This is a genomic window from Spirosoma sp. (assembly GCF_048594605.1).
Classification (GTDB): domain Bacteria; phylum Bacteroidota; class Bacteroidia; order Cytophagales; family Spirosomataceae; genus Spirosoma.
Genome location: NZ_JBMDWV010000093.1, coordinates 1 through 18,629, shown reverse-complemented (window position 1 = coordinate 18,629; position 18,629 = coordinate 1). Strand labels below are relative to the sequence as shown.

Here is an 18,629-nt window from a genome sequence, read left to right as displayed (position 1 = left end):
CGCCACCACCGACTATACCTGCCAAGCCTGATACGGTTGGTCAAAATTGTCCATGTCCAACCCCTGGAGGATCGTCAACCATAGTAACTCCCGGTTCGTCAACTACGGCATCGCCTACGCAGCCTAATCAAGCTGATACGTTACGTGTACAACCTCCGCGCTTTTCACCCGATGGGGGATCGTTTTACATGAGTACCAACGTAAAATTAACGGCTGATTCATTGCCACCTCAGGCCCTTATCGAATACTCTGCTGATAATGGCGAAACCTGGCAGACGGGCTCGCAGTTTACGCTCACAAAAGGTGGAAAAATCCTGACGCGTATTCGTGCCGGAACACGATTGTCCCGGAATCGGGAAGCTACGTTTAGCATTTATTTTAAGCGTATGCTCATCATCGGAAACAGCATTATGAGTCATGGACCCGCTCCCGAACTTGGCTGGTACAATCACAATGGTATGGCCGCGTCAGCGCCTGAAAAGGATTTTGTTCATCTATTGACTGGATACTTTCAGCAGATTTATCCAGCTATGACGATGCGATTGCAAGCGGGTACAGGACTGGAACAGAAATTTGGTACGCCCAATTATTCCGTCGATGAATTTAACCGGGCAATGCAGGAGTTTAAACCCGACCTGATCATTGTCCGGCTGGGCGAAAATGTGGACGACGGACAGGTGTTGAACCGTAATTTTGAACTGCATTTCCGGCAATTACTGGATCGATTGGTCAGCTACGATCAGTCGGTTCGAATCATTTGCACGACCAGTGTCTGGTATAAACCAAACTTCGATGCTGTTGTACGAAAGGTGACGCCCGAAAGAGGATGTACGCTGGTTGACTTGGGCAGTATGGTTGGGCAGGCACAATGCTTTGCCAGCCAATATGCAAATCCGGGTGTTGCGGCCCATCCAAACGATACCGGCATGCGGTACATTGCTGACATGATTTGGCGAAAAATTCAGTAATACTTACGAATACGTATTGATCAAGCTATGCAAAACACCGAAAAGTTGAAACTTCCCGGTGTTGCCGTTTTTTCGTTTTCTAGGTCATCAAATTTTTATCGGCACTTCACGGTAAATGGTAATTTCTATTCATTCTTCAGGGTTTCTACTGGATTGCTCTTGGCGGCCTTCATCGTCTGCGACCCGATCATAATGAGGGCAATCAGCCATACTGCCAGCAAGCCGATGACCAATTCGGCGATCTGTACTGGGGTGTGGTACGGAAATCGGGTGAGCACTATTTTTTCGAAGAATAGATACGTTACGGGCAGCGCAATGAGTGCCGCTATCGATAGCTGTACAAGAAAACCACGGCTTAATAGGTAGATCAGGTTACCTGAGCTTGCGCCCATCACTTTGCGAATGCTGATTTCCTTCAGTCGGGTTTCGGTTGTATAAGCTACCATGCCAAACAATCCCATTGATGCGATCGAAATGGCGAGGAATGAAAGGAATCCAATGATTTTGATTAAGGTGGAAAATTCGCTGTAGGCCTCTTCGATGGCTTCGTTGTAGAATTCTGCCTGGAAGGGATGAACTCGGTCGGTTTCCTTCCAGGCCGACTCGATCTTGGCTCTGGTTGCCAGCATGTCAGGACTTTGTATTTTGGCATTAATGATAGTTCTGTCCTCTGGCGTCCAGTGCATGAATGCCACCGGTCCTATCAGGTTGTCGACCTTGCCATAGTGAAAATCTTTCATGACGCCAACAATGGTCATTTTACGTGTTCCGCCAAAGTTGCTGAATGTAATTTCTTTCCCGACGGCTTTCTGGGGGTCGTTGTTGGCGATATTAAATCGTTTTAAAACTTGCTGATTAACAATTACTTCTGTCGCGGCTTTAGCCGTAGTTGGTCGCCCGACAAAGTTTCCTCCGGCGATGAGCTTGTATTGATGCACAGCCAGGTAATTTTCGTCAACGTGGTTGGTCATGACGAGTACTGAATCGCGCGAATCGTTGTATTTCATATAACCGCCCCAGGCGTTCCCAACGCTGGTGACGATTAGCGATCGGGAAAGGGCGGTCACTTCGGGCATTTCGCTCAGTTTCTTGAGCAACGCATCTGGCTTATTGCCCTGCGTATTGATATTCAGGATGTTTTCGGTGTTAAATCCCAGATCAAATGCCAGTATGTTTTTGTACTGCACATAGCCAATGGCGGTTGTTGTGATAAAAATCAGGGTGAGCGTATACTGAACCACCACCAGAGCGCGTCTGAGTGTCAGGTGTTTAAATACGTTTACAGCCGTAACATTCCTGAGGGCACTGATTGCACTGACTTTCGAAAAGAACAGGGCAGGCATGAACCCGGCAATAATCCCAATAGTGACCGAAAAGACGATAAAGACCACGACCATCGATGCGGTAAGCTCAAGTTTTACCGTTTGCTGCATCTCCGGAGCCAGATTGATTAGAAAGGGCCGTAGTACCAGAAAGATCAGGAAGGAGAGGACAAGGGCCAATAAGGAAATCATAATTGACTCCGCCAGAAATTGTTGCCGTATCTGACCCTTTTCGGCGCCGATCGCTTTGCGAACACCGATTTCCTTAAAGCGACGTATGGCTCGTGCCATCGAAAGATTGGTATAGTTGAAACATGCCGACAGGATTACAATGAGAGCAAGCCCGCCGAGTATCCAAAGTATCCGGGGCGACATGTGAGGCCCCACAGACCCAGGCCCACCCTCCGAGGGGCGAAACCCTTCACCGACTACGATCTTGTATAAAGGCAGCAGCTCAAGACGGATTTTCGTGTTCTCTTCGGCGAGATTTTCCTGCCGGGCAATGGCGTCGAGCTGCGATTGAATAGACGCTACGTCGGTATTCGCTGGCAACCGGAGGTACACGAAGTTCGACGACATGTTTGTCCATTTCTCGAAGTTCTTGTCGTTTTTGTTGAGCTGCTCCGCCGTCGACAGCGATACCAACGCTTCAAAACGGAGGTGCGAGAAGAAAGGGACGTCTTTCAGGACACCGGTCACCTGATAAGCCACCGTATCAAAGGTAATTACCTTCCCAAGTGCATGGTTGCTGCCGAAGAGTTTCCTTGCAGTGGTTTCCGTCAGAACGATTGAGTAAGGATCTTTCAGCGCCGTTTTGGGATTGCCTTCCAGCATCGGAAATGTAAAAATTCGGAATAGCGACGGTTCTGCCCAGAAGCCTTTTACCGGGACAATGTCGTCGCCAACCTTCGCATCCTGCGAAAAATCGTTACGCATAATCGCTACGCCCTCAATGCCAGGTACGTTCGCCCGAATAAGCTTTCCGGTCTTTATGGATGTGGTTGCAAATTTGCCCGCCTGTTCACCATTGAACGTTGCTACGTTAGTGATACGATAGATGCTGTCCCCATGCTCGTGGAACCTGTCGTACGAACGCAGGTCGAGTAGAAAGGCGATCAGTAGTAATCCGACGGACATACTGATGGCAAGGCCAACAATATTAATGGATGAGAACAGCTTATTATGCAGGAGGTTACGCTTTGCTGTTTTGATGTAGCTTCCGATCATGATCGAATTGATTAAAGGTTACAAAATTTGGCTCATCATAAATTTTAATTGATTTACGGTTTTGCATTGCGCGCAATCCCTGCTACTCACACACCAAATTTCCGCAGGTTATAGACAAAGCTCACGAGCAGATACCTACGTAATATCCGACTTTGAACGTCTTCGATGTACGTATCGGTCGTGTTACGTACCAGGCTGCGATTCTGATTCAATACGTCGAAAACCTGCAGCCGTAATTCGCCCGTATCGCCCTTAAAAAACTGCCTGGACAGCGCTACGTTCCAGAGCGTAAATCGCTGATTATAACCGTCAGTTCGTCCGGTTGTAGCTATGTACGTTACGTCGCTGGTAACTACAAAACGTAAGGGAAGCTTCCAGAATAAGTCGGCCGTAGCGTATTGCGACCAGAAAGCCGTATTCTGTTTCGGCAGCAACGAGTACGAAGCCATCTGATACGTTACGTTGCCGCTGATGCCGTATTCCAGCGTATTGTTGAAATTAGATTGCAACCGCAGACCCTGCCCGATGCTGGTATTTCGGGTTACGTTTGTTTGGTCGTTTATGAAACTAATCGCTCGACTCAGTGCTACGTTGGTGGAAAATGTAAGCCCCAGCTTCGAGGGTTGCAGCGCTCGCCCGATGTTCATCGACCCGTTTGCCGACCAAAAACCACCTGCGTTGACAGGCTGCGTAGTTTGTATACCCGATGGACTGATCCTTGTTGACGTAGCAATTCGGTTGTGACTCTGATTCAGGCTGGCAAACAGAGAAAAGCTTTTCGTGCCAAGCCCGGTCGATCCATTATAAGACATAACAACCGTATTGTAAAATTCTGGTGCGAGTTGTGGATTCCCAACCTGAATATTGAGCGGGTTCGTATTATCGATAACCGGTTGCAATTGAGTCAGGGAGGGCGGACTTAGGCGGGTTCGGTATTGCAGCCGCAGGTTTCGATTTCCGGATAATGTATAAGAGAACAGGGCATTTGGCAGCAAGTGGAAATATTGTCGACGCTGAAGCGTATCCACCGACCGATTGTCGAGATGTAACTGCGATTGCTGTACGTCTGCTCCAAGGGCAAATTTATAGCGTAGGCGTTGCGTCTGAAACGTAGCACCCGCCCGATGATTAGCGAATTTGCTGGCAAATTGATTCGTGAACGGGAGGTTGATTCGGTCGTAAATTCCGGTTGCTTCATTTCGGTCGGTAACCAGTCGGTCAGCTTGGTTGCTATTGGTCGAGTACGCGTATCGCAACGCCAGTTTTTGGGTAAACGACAGCGGTTCGGTAAACGATAACGTAAACGTATTTTGCAGATTCTTCGCCGTTTGTCGATTTCGTTGATCCAACAGGTTTGAAATGGGGTTCGCCCCTGTAGAATCGTAAAACGTATTGGTTGATTGATTCAACGCCTTCGTTTCGCCATCGGCCAAAACCGTATTCAGGTTGAATGATAGTGTGCGTCCTTCGCGCCGGAATTTGCGCATGAGCAGTAGGTTGTTGTAGCCATTAATCCCGTTGCCTGTCGACCCGTAAGTCGTTTTGCCGGTATTGACCAATTGATTCGCCTGCCCTAATACGCCGGGTCCCTCCAGACCGGGTCCCTCCAGACCGGGTCCCTCCAGACCGGGTCCCTCCAGACCGGGTAACGTAGCGCGGCTTGTGAACCGACTGGTGTAATCCGTAGTTTGCCACGACAGGCTGGGCGTTAGCCGAAGGCTGGTCATCGAATCGAGTTGCCAGTCGAGCCGCACGTTAAACCGATGGGTCAACTGCTTGTTCTGCGAATAATTCTGCTGATCGGACGTGAGCGATCGATCGGGCAAAATGCTGGTGCGCCGGCTCTGTTGGTCAGTGGTTGTAATGGCCTGATTCAGGAAATAACTGCTTGCGATGTCAACCCGTTTTCCCAGTTTGTCGCGCGGCCCGTCGATACGGTAATTCAATCCACCAGCGCGTACGTCAATAACATTCGTTGGTGTTTGGCTACCGGGAGGCCCTGCACTCTCTTGCCCTCCTACAAAGACCGGACCCTGAGCTGGGCCAGCGCCCAACGTAAAATTTTGCTGGTTGAGGTTGTTGGCCTGACCAATCAGAGAAATCTGGCGGCCCGGTCGGTTTGCCGCATCACCGTCGCTACGGTTGTTAAAGCGGTTCAGGTTCAACCGGCCCTGGTACCGATTCGCTTCCCCATCGCGGGCCGTACCCAGTCCTAGTGAATTTTGCCCGAAATAACCTTTCCGTTTGTCTCGTTTGAGGGTCAGGTTAATGGTACGTTCGCGGTTGCCATCGTCGATACCCGAAAACTGCGACTGGTCGGACGACTGATCGTAGAGTTGAACTTTATCGACAATATCAGCCGGTAAATTCCGGGTAGCCATTTTAGGATCATTGCCAAAAAATGGCTTTCCATCCACCAGTACTTTATTGACTGTTTGCCCATTTGCTTTTATCGCACCGTCGCGGCTCACTTCCATTCCTGGTAGTTTACGAAGCAATTCCTCCACAGCCGCATTCTGTTGTGTCTTAAATGAGCCAGCATTGAATTCCAGCGTATCCTGCTTTATGGTAACTGGCGCACTTTCCTGCCGAACCACAACTTCCTGAAGCTGATTACTTTGTTCGGTCATCCTTAGAATACCTAGTCCAGTTGATGACGCTCCTGACTTGACCGTGACCGATTGAGATACGTTACGATAACCCAGGAATGTAACGAGTATCCGATAGCTCCCCGGTGCTACGTTACGTATTAGAAATTGGCCATCAGCGTCAGTGATCGTGCCTGTTACGTAGCTCGAATCGCGGGCCATCATCAACGAGACAGACGCCTGTCGCAGAGGTTTGCTACTAACTGAGTCAACTACCGCCCCCTGAATCTCGGATTTCGTTACGTTACGTTGGGCAAACAGTCCATTTGTCAGGCAAAGGCAGAAAAGTAAGAAAAGCGCTTTCATGGAGTTGCTGAGAGCATGGGAGTAGGGGGAGCGGGTAAAGGGTGGAGTGAAATGCAGGGTTGAGTTTGGTGATATTGTTTCCTAACCATTACCCTATGCCCCAGGTCCTTTACTCTATACGGCCTAATTCCGCTCGTTCAGTTGAAGTTGTTGCTGGAAATCGGCGATAGCTTTCTGACGTAACTCAGCTAATTGTTCCGGTGTAACGGTCTGCGCCTGTGCACCCGGTTTAACCGCCGACGCATCGGAGGAGGTAGTATCGACTTTGGTTGCCTTGAATTGCTCCTTACTACCTTCGATGAGTAGTACGGTACCCATTTCGGGCGTAAGCTCGTGGATAGGCGAATAAGTGACAGGAATTTCGGTGGTTATCCAGACCGTGTAGGTTTCATTTTTGTACGGTACAGTGGCTTTTCGGCAGGTGTAACCGGCTATTTTTTTGGTCTGGTCGGTTAGCTGCCAGCCATTTACCCGCTGAATCGGGGCTTCGGCCTGGTACGTTTTCGTATCCGCATCTTTGCCGACTGTAAGCAAGGTTACTTTCGTCTGGCTTTGCAGGTCCACAAAAACCTGCTCAGTAAATGGCCGCGGAAGGTTTCTGGTCTGAGGAGGGCCGCCGTCGCCCCTTACCCGAACAACGGCGTTTGGCTCATCGCGGCTTTCTTTCGCAAACGTACCGTTAATGAGCGTCTTCTGGCCAAACATACGTGTGTCGGGAATATCAGCCGGGAAGTTTGGATCGCCGGGTTTAACCTGCTCACCGTTAATGACGATACGCATTTGGGAGGGATCGACTTTGCGAACGCCTTCGTAGGTAATCTGACCTGACCACGTAGCAGAAGCCGTTTGAGCGATGATTGGACGCGTTGCCAGAAAGACAATTATGAAGTTGACAACTGCACAGAGGAGTGTTTTCATGAAAGATGCGGGTTTGATTTAACAGCCCAAAGGTCCGGTGGAGTTTTGTAACGTACTGCTACATAGTGTTAAACAGTGTTAAGGCTTATCCGAAGCCCGCCCAGACCACGTAGATTTGTGTATGAACCGACGCATTCGCTCGATATTCTGGCTGATGACGCTATGCATCATCGGCATCAATGCGTTTCAGGGCTACTGGCTCTGGACAACGTATCATCTTAAAAGCCAGCAGTATAATCAGACAATGCGGGATGCGCTGTTTTCGGTGTTGCAGAATCGCCAGATGGTCGAGGCTAACCGCTTATTTGCCAAACAGGGTAATAAGGAGCCGATGCGAATGATTATTCGCCAGTTTGACGGGGCTACCAATCGGGAGCAGATTCGAGTTATTGTACGGCAACCCGGCTCACCATCAAACAGAAAGCTACCGCATAAACCTACGGGTCGTGCGGTAGCCGTTGATCAATTTTATCAGCGGCTACCGCCAGGAACAGACACACCATTACTCGAATCGCCCGATACACTTGCCCACCGGATTTCGACCATGTTACTGCTCAACTGGGCCGAAGGGACACGTATCAATCTGGCTAAATTGTCAGATGCGTACCGGGCCGAGCTTATTCAGCGCGGAATAAGTCCTGCGTTCAAACTGGATACGGTGAGTGTTCGGCCCCAGAAACCTGCCAAAAATGTATTAATTCGTCAATCAGATGCGCCCTCAAAGCTGAACGATGCACCTATCGTAATGAATAAGTTGGTTGTACCTATCAATCCGATTCGAAATCTGTTTGCGCAGGTAACCTTTGAAACGCCAACGTTCTATTTGCTACGTCGAATGGGGTGGTTGCTGGGTGGATCGGTACTTTTGGTTTTGTTAACGACAGGTAGTTTTCTGTTCATGCTGAGTACAATTCTGCGCCAGAAAAAGCTGTCGGAGGTGAAAAACGATTTCATCAACAACATGACCCACGAACTGAAAACGCCCATTGCTACCGTTACGGCCGCCGTAGAGGCTTTGCAGCATTTTGGTGCCTTGAACGACCCACAGAAAACACAGACGTATCTGGCGATATCGCAAAACAACCTGCAACGCCTTTCCGATCTGGTCGAAAAAGTGCTGAATCTGGCCGTGGAAGAAAAACGCGAACTAGTGCTCCATCCAGAATCAATAAACCTGAATGACGTAGTGACTGACCTGGTAACGAGTCATCAGCTGAAGGCAACCAAACCCGTTACGTTCCACGTCAATATTCCGGCCGCCACAACGGTGACCGTTGACCGCGTCCATTTTAGTAATGCACTTAACAACCTGATTGACAACGCAATCAACTACTCCAAAGAGCGCGTAACGATTCAACTGTCCTTCCAAAGAAACGAACCCGGCTGGCAACTGTCGGTAACCGATGATGGAATTGGTATAGCCAGAACGTATCAGTCAGCCATTTTTGATCGATTCTTTCGGGTACCAACGGGTGATTTACATCCCGTAAAAGGCTTTGGATTAGGACTCGCTTACGTTCGTCAGGTTGTCGAGCGGCACGGCGGACACGTTTCGTTACGTAGCGAGCCCGGAAAAGGAAGCGAGTTTTTACTTACATTTTCATAAAATAGAAACAATCTGCTACGTGTATGTCCACTGTTTTGCTGATTGAAGACGAGCCAGCGTTGGGGATGATTGTAAAAGATAGCCTTGAAGTGCGTGGCTTTACGGTACGTTACGCACCGGACGGTGACCTGGGTTTGGCCCATTTTCGGCAGGAACGCCCCGATATTGTCGTAGCCGACGTCATGATGCCAAATATGGACGGTTTTTCGGTGGCTCAGCAGATTCGTCAAACTGATCCAGACGTACCCATTCTTTTTTTGACGGCCCGTTCGCAAACCGCCGACGTAGTACGTGGTTTTGAGCTGGGTGGAAATGACTACCTTAAAAAACCATTTAGTCTGGATGAGCTAATTGTACGAATTAACGCACTTCTCCGGCGTAACGCAGCATCTATACCATCTGTCGCATCGGATTCGGTACGTATCGGTCGGTATCAATTTGATGCGTCCAAGCAGAAATTATCGGTCGATGGAAAGGAGACGTTGCTGTCGCACCGTGAGGCTGAGTTGCTACGTCGACTATACGAGCAGCGGAATCAGGTACTGGAACGTAACGCTGTATTGATCGAACTCTGGGGCGACAACAGTTTTTTTAATGGGCGCAGCTTAGACGTATTCATTACCAAACTCCGCCGTCATCTCAGCGCCGACTCGCAGGTTCAGATTATCAACGTGCGAGGTATTGGTTATAAGCTGATTGTGTGATGATTGGAATCACCTAAAGATAGCTGGACTTGGCTCACTTGCCTTGATAACTCAGGACTATTGGGTTTCGTAATAGTAGCCGAATATGATTCCCATTTCATCTTCACTTGTCAGACCAAAATAGACCGTTTTGCTCGTTGTGTTGTTGTACGTAATTTCCGAGGTAAGCCCCTGGCCTTTTTGCAAGGCGAGCGGAGTTTTTAACGTAACAATATCGGGATGTTCCCAATCGGTTGAGGTATAGACAACTTCGCCATCGCGGCTACCACCATAGATTTTTATGACGAATTTCTCACCCAGCTTGTGCATGTGCGAGGTTAGTGTCAGAACGGTTCGAGCCTGATTGAAAGTAAACGACTTCGTAAATGTTTTCCTGGTATTTGCCGGAATAGTCAGACTGGTGTTGCCGAGGTCGAGTGTCTGGATAACCCGCTGCACTTTCGACTTATCGACCGTGTATAAATTAATCTGCGCTTCCCCTTTCATAACGCTGGCCGTTTTGTTTACAAAGTGGGAATTCAGATCGAGCGATGAACCGGCTGGAATCAACAGAGCTGCGCCTTCTGGAAAAGTATAATCCTGATACTGCGACTGTGAACCTGCCAGGTAAACGTGGTTCGACATTGTGAGTGCCGTCGCTAAATTCAGTGAATTATCGGAGTTTCGAAGGTCACGAATATCGTTCAGATTCGGCAGGATGGTTTTGCTGCGAAAATCATACGCTACAAAATGATGACTGCCACTACGCATTTTTGTTTCAAAACGGTTCACATAAATATCCTGATTATTACCAACCAGCTTTCGCATAAAGATTTCCCGCTCAAAATTAGGCTGGATATCAAACGTCGGAACGCTCATCTGAAAGCCCGTTCCGGTTGTGGGAGCGGTCAGCGGTTCGTACGGAACGACTGTGGAGCTTTTATCATTCAGTAAAGTCGTGTCGGCAACGCTGCCCGTTTTTGGTGCACCGGCTTCAATCCAGCGCCGTACAAACTCAATCTGTCCATCAGGCAGCAAAGCACTTCCCAGTGGCATTGGATTCCCGTATTGTTTGCCGCTATGATGACTGGCCGATACGTTCAGTTTATGATAGAGCAGGCTTTCCAGTGAAGCAAAAGGTTTCACCCGCTTGAGACCATCGGCCAGCGCTGAGCTGTTCTTAGGGTCAACCCCTACCAGATTCTGATAGGCAACTCCTGCTGCCAAAACAAGGCCGTGTTGGGCAAATGAAGCATCGTTTTCGGACGAGTGGCAGCCCGACGTAGCACAAGATGGGGTTAAAATTCGCTGCTGGATCTGATCAAAAGAAGAAATAGCGTCCGCAGGATCAGGAGAAGCATTATCTGACTTCGTGCAGGATGCTACATTTAGCAACAGAGCTGATACGCCAATACCAAGCGTTAAGCGCGTACAGATCAGGAAGTTCATAGGTTATTTGCAGCGAAGAATCCTTTTGAAAGATAACGTATTTTTAGGCTGGTTTGGTTAAAACCGAAGGATAAAGTCTTGCTTCGGCTGCTCTTTCCGAAAGAAGACCAGGCCTACCCAAAATAAATCGATCGTTACGCTCACAGCTGAATGCCTTTTAACGTGGTTCCAGGCCTGTTCCATCTCATCCGACCAGTGAATATCATCGAAGACAAACACCGTATCATTATGAATTTTAGTCAGGCAGGTTTCGAAGTAACGAACAGTCGGCTCATAGCGATGATTAGCATCAAAAAAGGCGAAATCGACAGACGAAAGCGTACTGAGTTGTGGCTCCAGCGTTTCATTTATATTCCCGACAACAATCGTTACGTTCGGAAGGCCTAGCTGATCAAAATTCTGAAGCGCAATCGCTGCTGTTTCTGGGCACCCTTCAAAAGTTAAAACCCGGCCATCGAAGGGTTGGGAGGCTTTAGCCAGATAAGCCGTCGTTATGCCAAGCGAAGTGCCTAAATCGATAACAGTTTTGGCCTGAAATCGCTGAACGAGCCGGAACAGAAGCCGACCAAATCGGGCAGGCTTTTGTGAGTTTCGGGCAATATCACCAATACTACGTTGCCGGGATGAATTTATTTTAGACCCTGCCCCAAAATCAGTTACCGTAATCAACTGGCGGTTTTTGCGAAGTTCTTTACGAAGTCGTTGAATAGGGGCAAACACCGGATTGGGGCTGCCATTCGCCTGGATAACCTTAGTGTATAGCGAAAAAAGAAAAGGAGAATGAAGCGAATGTTCGTCGCGGGCACGACTTAAATACCGAAAATAGGCGAGAAGCAAAACAGATGCTGGTTAATGAACAGTGTATAATGAATGTCGATCATTTACCATTATACATTCGGACCGGCCCATGCGGTTCGTTATTAATTTAATTTATAGGGCACAATCATCGTAAACTCCGGAATCGTTACGCGCAATTGTTTTCCGTCGATGATGCGCTCAATAAGGTACGTACCTGCCATTTTGCCGATACTCGACCGAAGGTTACAGCCTGATACATATTCATGTACTTCGCCCGGTTCCAATACGGGTTGCAGACCCACAACGCCCTCACCCTCGACTTCACGAACCGTGCCGTTTGAATCAAAAATTAACCAGTGACGTCTAAGCAACTGAATGGTATAGTCGCTGGCGTTTTCGATTGTGATCCGGTAAGTAAATACGTAGTGTGCCTGAAGTGGACTCGAGTAATCGGATTGATACTCTGTCTTTACGCTAACCTTCACGCCTTCTGTGACTGACGAAACCATAAATTTAGTGTCGTTTGCAACCTTAGAACGAAAATTAAGTTGATTAGTTTTGTTACGCAAGTGCCATTCTCAAAAAATTTTTAGAGGCATGGATTGCATTGGTAGGCCTATAATGCTGAATCACCCTTATCAGTTCCTTATTCATGAATGTATCCATCGCCGAATCGTGGAAAACTCGTCTGCAAGCCGAGTTTAGTCAACTATATTTTACGGAATTAGCTGATTTTCTACGACATGAATACAGTACCCAGCGTGTTTATCCGCCTGGTCGGTTAATATTCAATGCGTTTAATACGTGTAGTTTCGAAGACACACGCGTCGTGATTCTTGGTCAGGACCCTTACCACGGCGAAGGTCAGGCGAATGGATTGGCGTTTTCGGTGGCTGATGGGATTACAAAGCCGCCTTCGCTGGTTAATATCTTTAAAGAAATTCAGGACGACCTGGGAAAGCCCGTTCCCAAGTCAGGCAACCTCGAACGCTGGGCCCGGCAGGGTGTAATGCTGTTGAACGCTACGTTGACTGTTCGGGCGGGGCAGGCCGGTTCGCATCAGGGTAAAGGCTGGGAGACATTCACGGATGCCGTGGTCAAGTTAATTTCTGACGAAAAGAAAAACGTTGTTTTTATGCTTTGGGGCGCTTATGCGCAGAAGAAAGGGGCCATCATTGATGGGAAAAAGCATCTGGTTCTAAAATCAAAGCATCCTTCGCCAATGGCTGCCCAATGGGGTGGGTGGTTTGGTAATAAACATTTTAGCCAGGCCAATGCCTACCTGGAAAGTAAAGGATTACCGCCAATCGACTGGTAGCGCCAACCCGAAGGTTTATTCAGTTTCTGTAGTCTTTCTGTAGACCGGTATAGATCCAGTTAGCTAAAGCTTGTCGGTTGTCAGCCAGTAAAAAACGGCGCTGATCCTTTTCGTTACGGATGTTGCCCAGTTCAATAAAAACAGTCGGTGCCTGACTGTTTCTAACTACGTATAGACTGCTCCGATCCGATACAGTTCCAGAGTAGGCACGTGTTGGCTGACTACGTTTGTAGCCTGACTGAAAGCTTTTATGAATGTGTTTGGCCAATCGCTGCCCCACTTTACTACGCTCGTGATGGTAGAAAAATACGTCGATTGTCTGTCCTGCGCTCCGGCTATCAACATGAATAGTAACCATCCGCTGATACGCTCCCTTGTGTTTTCTATAGAGTTTATTGACTGCATCTGTGCACTGCCGTAAGCGCTGTGTGTGGTTAAGAGGAATACGTTGATTGGGGTAAGCCACTTCATCGTGGTCGACTTTGAGAATTTTATCGTCCCGAATGCCATCGTTCGGGTCACGAACAATCATATAAACCGTTGCGCCGTGTTCTTTTAGCGCACGTGCTAAGCGGATCGTTACGTCATACGCATACTCATCTTCGGCTAGAGGGTGTTTCCCATAGTGGCCTATAGCGCCCGGATCGGGTCCGCCATGCCCTGAAGCCAGGTAATAAACCGTTCCTCTTAACTGATGATCCTTAACCGCCACACGCGCGTTTCCGAATCCGAGAAGTGACATAGAAGATATGGCGCTCGCTCTTTTTTCAGATTTCGTGGTGTTCGTGGCTGCCACTTTACCGGTAGCCAGATGTATCTTCGAAGGAAGGGTGCGCTTGTTGACGTTTACGACTATCCGTTTTTTAGCGTGATTAATTCGGGTATTATTTTTCTTGTCTTTGGCCAAAGTCAGTTGGTATGAGCCCTGTATAAAAAACAAAGTCAGGATTATTACCAGGAAGGCTTTGGTACGTTCAGTAAATGTATGGGGCGACTTTGGCAGGGGATTCATAAGTAAAAAAGGAAATCTGACTTAAAACGGATAGATTGATCATAAATTACGTTTAAGGACAAAACCCCAAATTTGCGGCAACAGGTGTGCCCAAATTTGGGGTTTTACAGCTTATATACTCTGGTTTTACCTTAATCAATCGTACGGAACAGGCGATTCCAGCGGATTTTGTTCCAGACGTTTGCCGGATTAGGATCAAGCGACATCCATACAAACACGGCTTTGCCAACAATGTGATCTTCGGGAACGAAGCCCCAGAAACGTGAGTCGAGAGAGTTGTCGCGATTGTCGCCCATCATGAAATAATAATCCTGCTTGAAAGTGTACGACGTAATGCGCTGCCCTCCGATTTTAATTTCGTTAGGCGATACGTTTACATTCTCATTACCTTCATAGAGTTCTACGACAGGGCCATAGACTGCAATAGTTTGCGGATTAATTTGGATGGTAACGCCTTTTTTAGGAACGGTTATCGGTCCAAAATTGTCGTGATTCCACTTGAAGGTTGGGGCTCCATACACTCTTGGATCGGCTTCGCCTGGTTTTTCGCTCATCGGCTCGACGCTTTTCACCCAATCGAACCCTTTAAATTTGGCGATTACGTCCTCCGTTGTATTAACCATATACCCAACCATTGCCGAAGCTTTGGTCGAGTCGTTGTACTGTTCCAGCGGTTTCCAGTTTTCGGTGGGCTGGCTCGGATCACGGTAATCATTGACGATGTCATACTTACGGAAGAAATTCTCGTCTAACACCTCCGTCGTCTTGACAAAATACTTTTGCTCCGAGCGAGGAGGCTTCTGAAAGGGTTTCCCGTTGACAATGACCTCACGTTGCCGAACTTCCAGTACGTCGCCCGGTATACCAATGCATCGCTTAATGTAATTGGTTTTCAAGTCGACCGGGTAGTCAATGTTATCGTTGAGGTATTTAGGTGGTACGTTAAACACAACAACATCGCCGTTTTTCACGTGAGTAAACCCCGGTAGCCGATACGAAGGCAGTTGAATCGCAGTGCTATACGAAGGAATATTAGTTCCCCAGATTTTTTGGTGTGTTAGCGGCACCTGAAGTGGGGTTCGGGGAGTGCGGGTACCGTAATGTAGCTTGCTCACGAACAGAAAGTCGCCAACCATCAGACTGTTTTCCATAGAAGGCGTCGGAATTGTGAACGCTTCCATAAATAGCCATCGAATGAGCGTAGCGGCTACAACCGCGAACAAAACAGAATCGAACCACTCGCGAACGGCCGATTTTTTAGCTTTAGCCGGTTGCGTTTCGGCTCTGGTTTTTACTTCAGACACGAGGATAAATGATGATTTATAGATGATAAATGATGAATGTCGTTTGGATTGTTAAGGTTGGGCAATGAAAATGAGTAACGAAATTACGAAGATGAATTGGTTTTATAGAATCATTCACCCTTCATAATTCAGGATTGGCCTAATAAGTCGTCCATTCCAAACACGCCCTCGCGCCCTACAAGCCACTCCGCAGCCACTACTGCGCCCAGCGCAAACCCCTGCCGACTGTGCGCTACATGTGTAATCTCAATCCGGTCAACGTCAGAATCATAACGTACTGTATGCGTACCGGGTACAGTTCCTTCACGTAACGACTCGATGGCAATACCATCATCACTCATATTGACAGGATCATTCGCGGCTTCACTGCTTACCCAGCGCCGTTTGTTGGGCAAATGTTCCATTACACCTTCAGCCAGCGTAATGGCGGTGCCACTGGGCGCATCTTTCTTTTCGGTATGATGAATTTCTGTCATCGAAACCTGATAAGAGGGATAGTTTCGCATAAATTGGGCCAGCACTTTATTTAACCGAAAAAATAGATTCACACCAATGCTGTAGTTCGATGCGTAGAAAAACGCGCCTTTACGATCACGGCATAATGTTTCGATGTCCGTACGATGGCTTAACCAGCCTGTTGTTCCGCATACCACTGGCCAGCCACGGTCCAGACAATACGTAAGATTTTCGACAGCCGACTCTGGTGAGCTAAACTCAATAACGACGTCCACGTCATCAGGCTCAAGATTGGCTAAATCGGCCTGGTTATCAGCGTCGATACGTCCCGCAATTTGATGGCTCCGTTCTAAAGCAATTTTTTCAATGGTTTTGCCCATTTTGCCGTAGCCAAGAAGAAGAATGTTCATAGCGAAAGGAAGAAAAGGGAGGAAAAAGTGTAGAAAGGAAATGATCCTATTTTACGCCTTTGTTTTGCCTCCTCGAAAAATTATTTAAACGTAAAAGCTATCCGAACTCCTGGTATAATACCCGGGCCAGGCATTGGGAGTAAATTCGGATGAACTTTCATCGATATATCATCCGTTAAATCGAATGTTTTCATATGGGCTGCTACGTTAGCTTCAACGGCGTTTAATGCCCAGCCTGCTGCCGTTAAAATAATCGTTAAGTCGCGCCATTGGTGATACTGGTTACTAGCCTGCTGTAACTGGGTTACACTTAGCTTTCTACCGTCAACATAAGCTACCTTAACCCGATAGATAGGATCGACCTCGGGCTGATTATATGCTTCTCTATAACCCGCTTCGAATTTCTGATAATTGCGCTGGTTTAGCTGAAAAGCAAAAACAGCCCCGGCCAAGCCTCCGTAGATGAAAGGTAATTTCCAGTATTGCCGATTGTAAATCTGACCAAGTCCCGGCACTATCAATGACCGGATGGTGGCCTTTTTTGGAACGATCTTATGAATTTTAGTTTCCTGTTTCGACGATACACTAACGGTGTCGGGCTTATCCAGTAAGGTCGAGTCGTCGGGGATCAGTACGGAATTACCAACTCTGATTCCATTACGTTGCACCGAAGCGGGAATAGTGTCCGCGGCTGAACGTCCCAGCTTTGTTGAGTCGATGGCGGCCGGGGTGGGAGCGGGTACAATGGCTGGTTTCTGAGCAAACAGCGGTAAGCCTGGTAAGATAAGTAGTAGGATAAATACTGCTAAAGGGGCTTTCATGCACAGACAACGTCCGTAGCCTCCGTGTTTTGTCCTTTTACTCAACCTTTTAAGGTAATTTAACACGATTACGCCTGCGAGTTGAGAACCTCCAGAATTTTGGTCAATTCTTCCTGTGATGTAAACGGAATTTTGATTTCGCCTTTATGTTTCTCGTCAGCCTTGATTGATACACGGGTACCGAAAAGAGACGATAACTTGAATTGAAGACTGCGTATTTCCTGCTTGGGTAACGTAACACGACGGGTCGAAGCCGATTCCTGCGTTGCGTCGGAAAGGTTCCGAACCGCTTCTTCAACTTTCCGTACAGACCATTCTTCGTTAACGACTTTCGTAAACAGCCGAATCTGAGTGTCGGGGTTTTCAATGTTAATAATTGCCCGGGCGTGCCCCATTGAAATCTTATTGTCCCGTAAAGAAGCCTGAATTACGGGAGGCAGTTTTAGCAAGCGAATGTAGTTGTTAACCGTAGTGCGGTTTTTTCCAACACGTTCTCCTAGTTCTTCCTGCTTTAAGCTACATTCAGTAATAAGGCGCTGGTAGCTCAGGGCGATTTCTATTGCATTGAGGTTTTCACGCTGAATGTTCTCAATCAGAGCCATTTCCAGCATTTGCTGATCGTTGGCAGTTCGAACATAAGCCGGAACATTGGCGAGACCGGCGATTTTTGACGCCTGCAAACGACGTTCACCCGCAATGAGCTGGTAGCGGTCTTTACCCAGTTGACGAACCGTAATGGGTTGAATAATACCCTGGGTACGGATTGAGTCAGCTAATTCCTGAAGAGCTTCTTCATCAAAGCGGGTCCGGGGTTGAAAGGGGTTGGCTTCGATCAACGACACGCCGATCTCGGTCATTGTGCTGATCGATTCGAATGGTGATGGCTTCGACTGCCGATTGACTGATTCGCTATCGTGCAGCAAGGCGCCCAAGCCACGGCCCAACCCAATCATTTTCTTATTTGGCGCTTTGGTGTTTGCGTTATCCATGTGTAAAGATGTATGATACAGGATGTAGGGAATATGATAGAAAAATGCCAGGACGCATTTTTCTATCATATTCCCTACATCATACATATTTTAAACTTCATGTGGCATCATGCCATTCTTAATTAGAATCTCGCGGGCCAGATTCAGATAACTGACGGCTCCCTTGCTGTCAGCGTCCTGCGCCAAAGCGGGAATGCCAAAACTCGGAGATTCGCTCAGACGGATGTTGCGTGGAATGATCGTGTTAAAAACCATCTGCTGGAAATGGCTTGTTACCTCACCAACCACCTGATTCGATAGCCGAACCCGTAGATCATACATTGTCAGCAAAATACCTTCGATAGACAGATGCGTATTAAGCCGGGATTGAATGATTTTGATCGTGTTCAGCAGC

16 protein-coding genes are annotated in these 18,629 nt (G+C 47.9%); 4 read left to right on the top strand and 12 right to left on the bottom strand.

Going from position 1 to position 18,629, the window contains the following annotated elements:
• Positions 1 to 968, top strand: a 968-nt coding sequence (locus ACOJS8_RS05220; protein WP_420147475.1) for an SGNH/GDSL hydrolase family protein, incomplete at its 5' end; no start/stop codon positions are given.
• A gap of 125 nt (positions 969 to 1,093) precedes the next feature.
• Here the strand turns inward: ACOJS8_RS05220 and ACOJS8_RS05215 are convergent.
• The 3 genes from ACOJS8_RS05215 to ACOJS8_RS05205 all read right to left on the bottom strand — a co-directional run bounded on the left by ACOJS8_RS05215 (position 1,094) and on the right by ACOJS8_RS05205 (position 7,389).
• Complete coding sequence (locus ACOJS8_RS05215; RefSeq protein ID WP_420147474.1) at positions 1,094 to 3,517, bottom strand: ABC transporter permease; 2,424 nt, start codon at positions 3,515 to 3,517, stop codon at positions 1,094 to 1,096.
• 86 nt (positions 3,518 to 3,603) lie between these two features.
• Entirely contained in the window at positions 3,604 to 6,471 is a 2,868-nt protein-coding gene (locus tag ACOJS8_RS05210; RefSeq protein WP_420147473.1) for an outer membrane beta-barrel protein, read from the bottom strand.
• A gap of 123 nt (positions 6,472 to 6,594) precedes the next feature.
• Positions 6,595 to 7,389, bottom strand: coding sequence for a GLPGLI family protein (locus ACOJS8_RS05205; RefSeq protein ID WP_420147472.1), 795 nt, complete (start codon positions 7,387 to 7,389; stop codon positions 6,595 to 6,597).
• Between the two features lie 121 nt (positions 7,390 to 7,510).
• Between ACOJS8_RS05205 and ACOJS8_RS05200 the strand changes: the two genes are divergently transcribed.
• Positions 7,511 to 8,995 (top strand): sensor histidine kinase, encoded by a 1,485-nt coding sequence (locus tag ACOJS8_RS05200; protein ID WP_420147471.1) that lies wholly within the window; start codon positions 7,511 to 7,513, stop codon positions 8,993 to 8,995.
• Positions 8,996 to 9,018: 23 nt separating this feature from the next.
• On the top strand, positions 9,019 to 9,699 hold the full coding sequence (locus ACOJS8_RS05195) for a response regulator transcription factor (RefSeq protein ID WP_420147470.1): 681 nt from the start codon (positions 9,019 to 9,021) through the stop codon (positions 9,697 to 9,699).
• Positions 9,700 to 9,756: 57 nt separating this feature from the next.
• Here ACOJS8_RS05195 and ACOJS8_RS05190 read toward each other — a convergent pair whose 3' ends face one another.
• From ACOJS8_RS05190 to apaG, 3 genes are all read right to left on the bottom strand, one after another.
• Positions 9,757 to 11,127 (bottom strand): hypothetical protein, encoded by a 1,371-nt coding sequence (locus ACOJS8_RS05190; protein WP_420147469.1) that lies wholly within the window; start codon positions 11,125 to 11,127, stop codon positions 9,757 to 9,759.
• A 57-nt stretch (positions 11,128 to 11,184) separates the two neighbouring features.
• Positions 11,185 to 11,964, bottom strand: a complete 780-nt coding sequence (locus tag ACOJS8_RS05185; RefSeq protein ID WP_420147468.1) for an O-methyltransferase — start codon at positions 11,962 to 11,964, stop codon at positions 11,185 to 11,187.
• Between the two features lie 83 nt (positions 11,965 to 12,047).
• Positions 12,048 to 12,434 (bottom strand): Co2+/Mg2+ efflux protein ApaG, encoded by a 387-nt coding sequence (gene apaG, locus ACOJS8_RS05180; protein WP_420147467.1) that lies wholly within the window; start codon positions 12,432 to 12,434, stop codon positions 12,048 to 12,050.
• A 143-nt stretch (positions 12,435 to 12,577) separates the two neighbouring features.
• Between apaG and ung the strand changes: the two genes are divergently transcribed.
• Positions 12,578 to 13,243, top strand: a complete 666-nt coding sequence (gene ung, locus ACOJS8_RS05175) for a uracil-DNA glycosylase (protein WP_420147466.1) — start codon at positions 12,578 to 12,580, stop codon at positions 13,241 to 13,243.
• Between the two features lie 19 nt (positions 13,244 to 13,262).
• Here ung and ACOJS8_RS05170 read toward each other — a convergent pair whose 3' ends face one another.
• The 6 genes from ACOJS8_RS05170 to ACOJS8_RS05145 form a co-directional block, all read right to left on the bottom strand.
• On the bottom strand, positions 13,263 to 14,255 hold the full coding sequence (locus tag ACOJS8_RS05170; protein WP_420147465.1) for an N-acetylmuramoyl-L-alanine amidase family protein: 993 nt from the start codon (positions 14,253 to 14,255) through the stop codon (positions 13,263 to 13,265).
• A 131-nt stretch (positions 14,256 to 14,386) separates the two neighbouring features.
• The gene (gene lepB, locus ACOJS8_RS05165) at positions 14,387 to 15,559 is read right to left on the bottom strand and encodes a signal peptidase I (protein ID WP_420147464.1); all 1,173 of its coding nucleotides are present in this window, start codon (positions 15,557 to 15,559) and stop codon (positions 14,387 to 14,389) included.
• A 128-nt stretch (positions 15,560 to 15,687) separates the two neighbouring features.
• Entirely contained in the window at positions 15,688 to 16,425 is a 738-nt protein-coding gene (gene dapB, locus ACOJS8_RS05160) for a 4-hydroxy-tetrahydrodipicolinate reductase (RefSeq protein WP_420147463.1), read from the bottom strand.
• Positions 16,426 to 16,505: 80 nt separating this feature from the next.
• Positions 16,506 to 17,246: a DUF5683 domain-containing protein gene (locus ACOJS8_RS05155; RefSeq protein WP_420147462.1), complete on the bottom strand. Its 741-nt coding sequence runs from the start codon at positions 17,244 to 17,246 to the stop codon at positions 16,506 to 16,508.
• 68 nt (positions 17,247 to 17,314) lie between these two features.
• The gene (locus ACOJS8_RS05150) at positions 17,315 to 18,235 is read right to left on the bottom strand and encodes a ParB/RepB/Spo0J family partition protein (protein WP_420147461.1); all 921 of its coding nucleotides are present in this window, start codon (positions 18,233 to 18,235) and stop codon (positions 17,315 to 17,317) included.
• A gap of 90 nt (positions 18,236 to 18,325) precedes the next feature.
• Positions 18,326 to 18,629 (bottom strand): ParA family protein (locus ACOJS8_RS05145; protein WP_420147460.1); only part of this gene is annotated, 304 nt, incomplete at its 5' end.

What these genes read in the sequence shown, in the direction of transcription:
- ACOJS8_RS05215 (WP_420147474.1), bottom strand. Translation starts at nt 3,517, where the DNA reads ATGATCGGAAGCTACATCAAAACAGCAAAGCGTAACCTCCTGCATAAT.
- ACOJS8_RS05210 (WP_420147473.1), bottom strand. Translation starts at nt 6,471, where the DNA reads ATGAAAGCGCTTTTCTTACTTTTCTGCCTTTGCCTGACAAATGGACTG.
- ACOJS8_RS05205 (WP_420147472.1), bottom strand. Translation starts at nt 7,389, where the DNA reads ATGAAAACACTCCTCTGTGCAGTTGTCAACTTCATAATTGTCTTTCTG.
- ACOJS8_RS05200 (WP_420147471.1), top strand. Translation starts at nt 7,511, where the DNA reads ATGAACCGACGCATTCGCTCGATATTCTGGCTGATGACGCTATGCATC.
- ACOJS8_RS05195 (WP_420147470.1), top strand. Translation starts at nt 9,019, where the DNA reads ATGTCCACTGTTTTGCTGATTGAAGACGAGCCAGCGTTGGGGATGATT.
- ACOJS8_RS05190 (WP_420147469.1), bottom strand. Translation starts at nt 11,127, where the DNA reads ATGAACTTCCTGATCTGTACGCGCTTAACGCTTGGTATTGGCGTATCA.
- apaG (WP_420147467.1), bottom strand. Translation starts at nt 12,434, where the DNA reads ATGGTTTCGTCAGTCACAGAAGGCGTGAAGGTTAGCGTAAAGACAGAG.
- ung (WP_420147466.1), top strand. Translation starts at nt 12,578, where the DNA reads ATGAATGTATCCATCGCCGAATCGTGGAAAACTCGTCTGCAAGCCGAG.
- ACOJS8_RS05170 (WP_420147465.1), bottom strand. Translation starts at nt 14,255, where the DNA reads ATGAATCCCCTGCCAAAGTCGCCCCATACATTTACTGAACGTACCAAA.
- dapB (WP_420147463.1), bottom strand. Translation starts at nt 16,425, where the DNA reads ATGAACATTCTTCTTCTTGGCTACGGCAAAATGGGCAAAACCATTGAA.
- ACOJS8_RS05155 (WP_420147462.1), bottom strand. Translation starts at nt 17,246, where the DNA reads ATGAAAGCCCCTTTAGCAGTATTTATCCTACTACTTATCTTACCAGGC.
- ACOJS8_RS05150 (WP_420147461.1), bottom strand. Translation starts at nt 18,235, where the DNA reads ATGGATAACGCAAACACCAAAGCGCCAAATAAGAAAATGATTGGGTTG.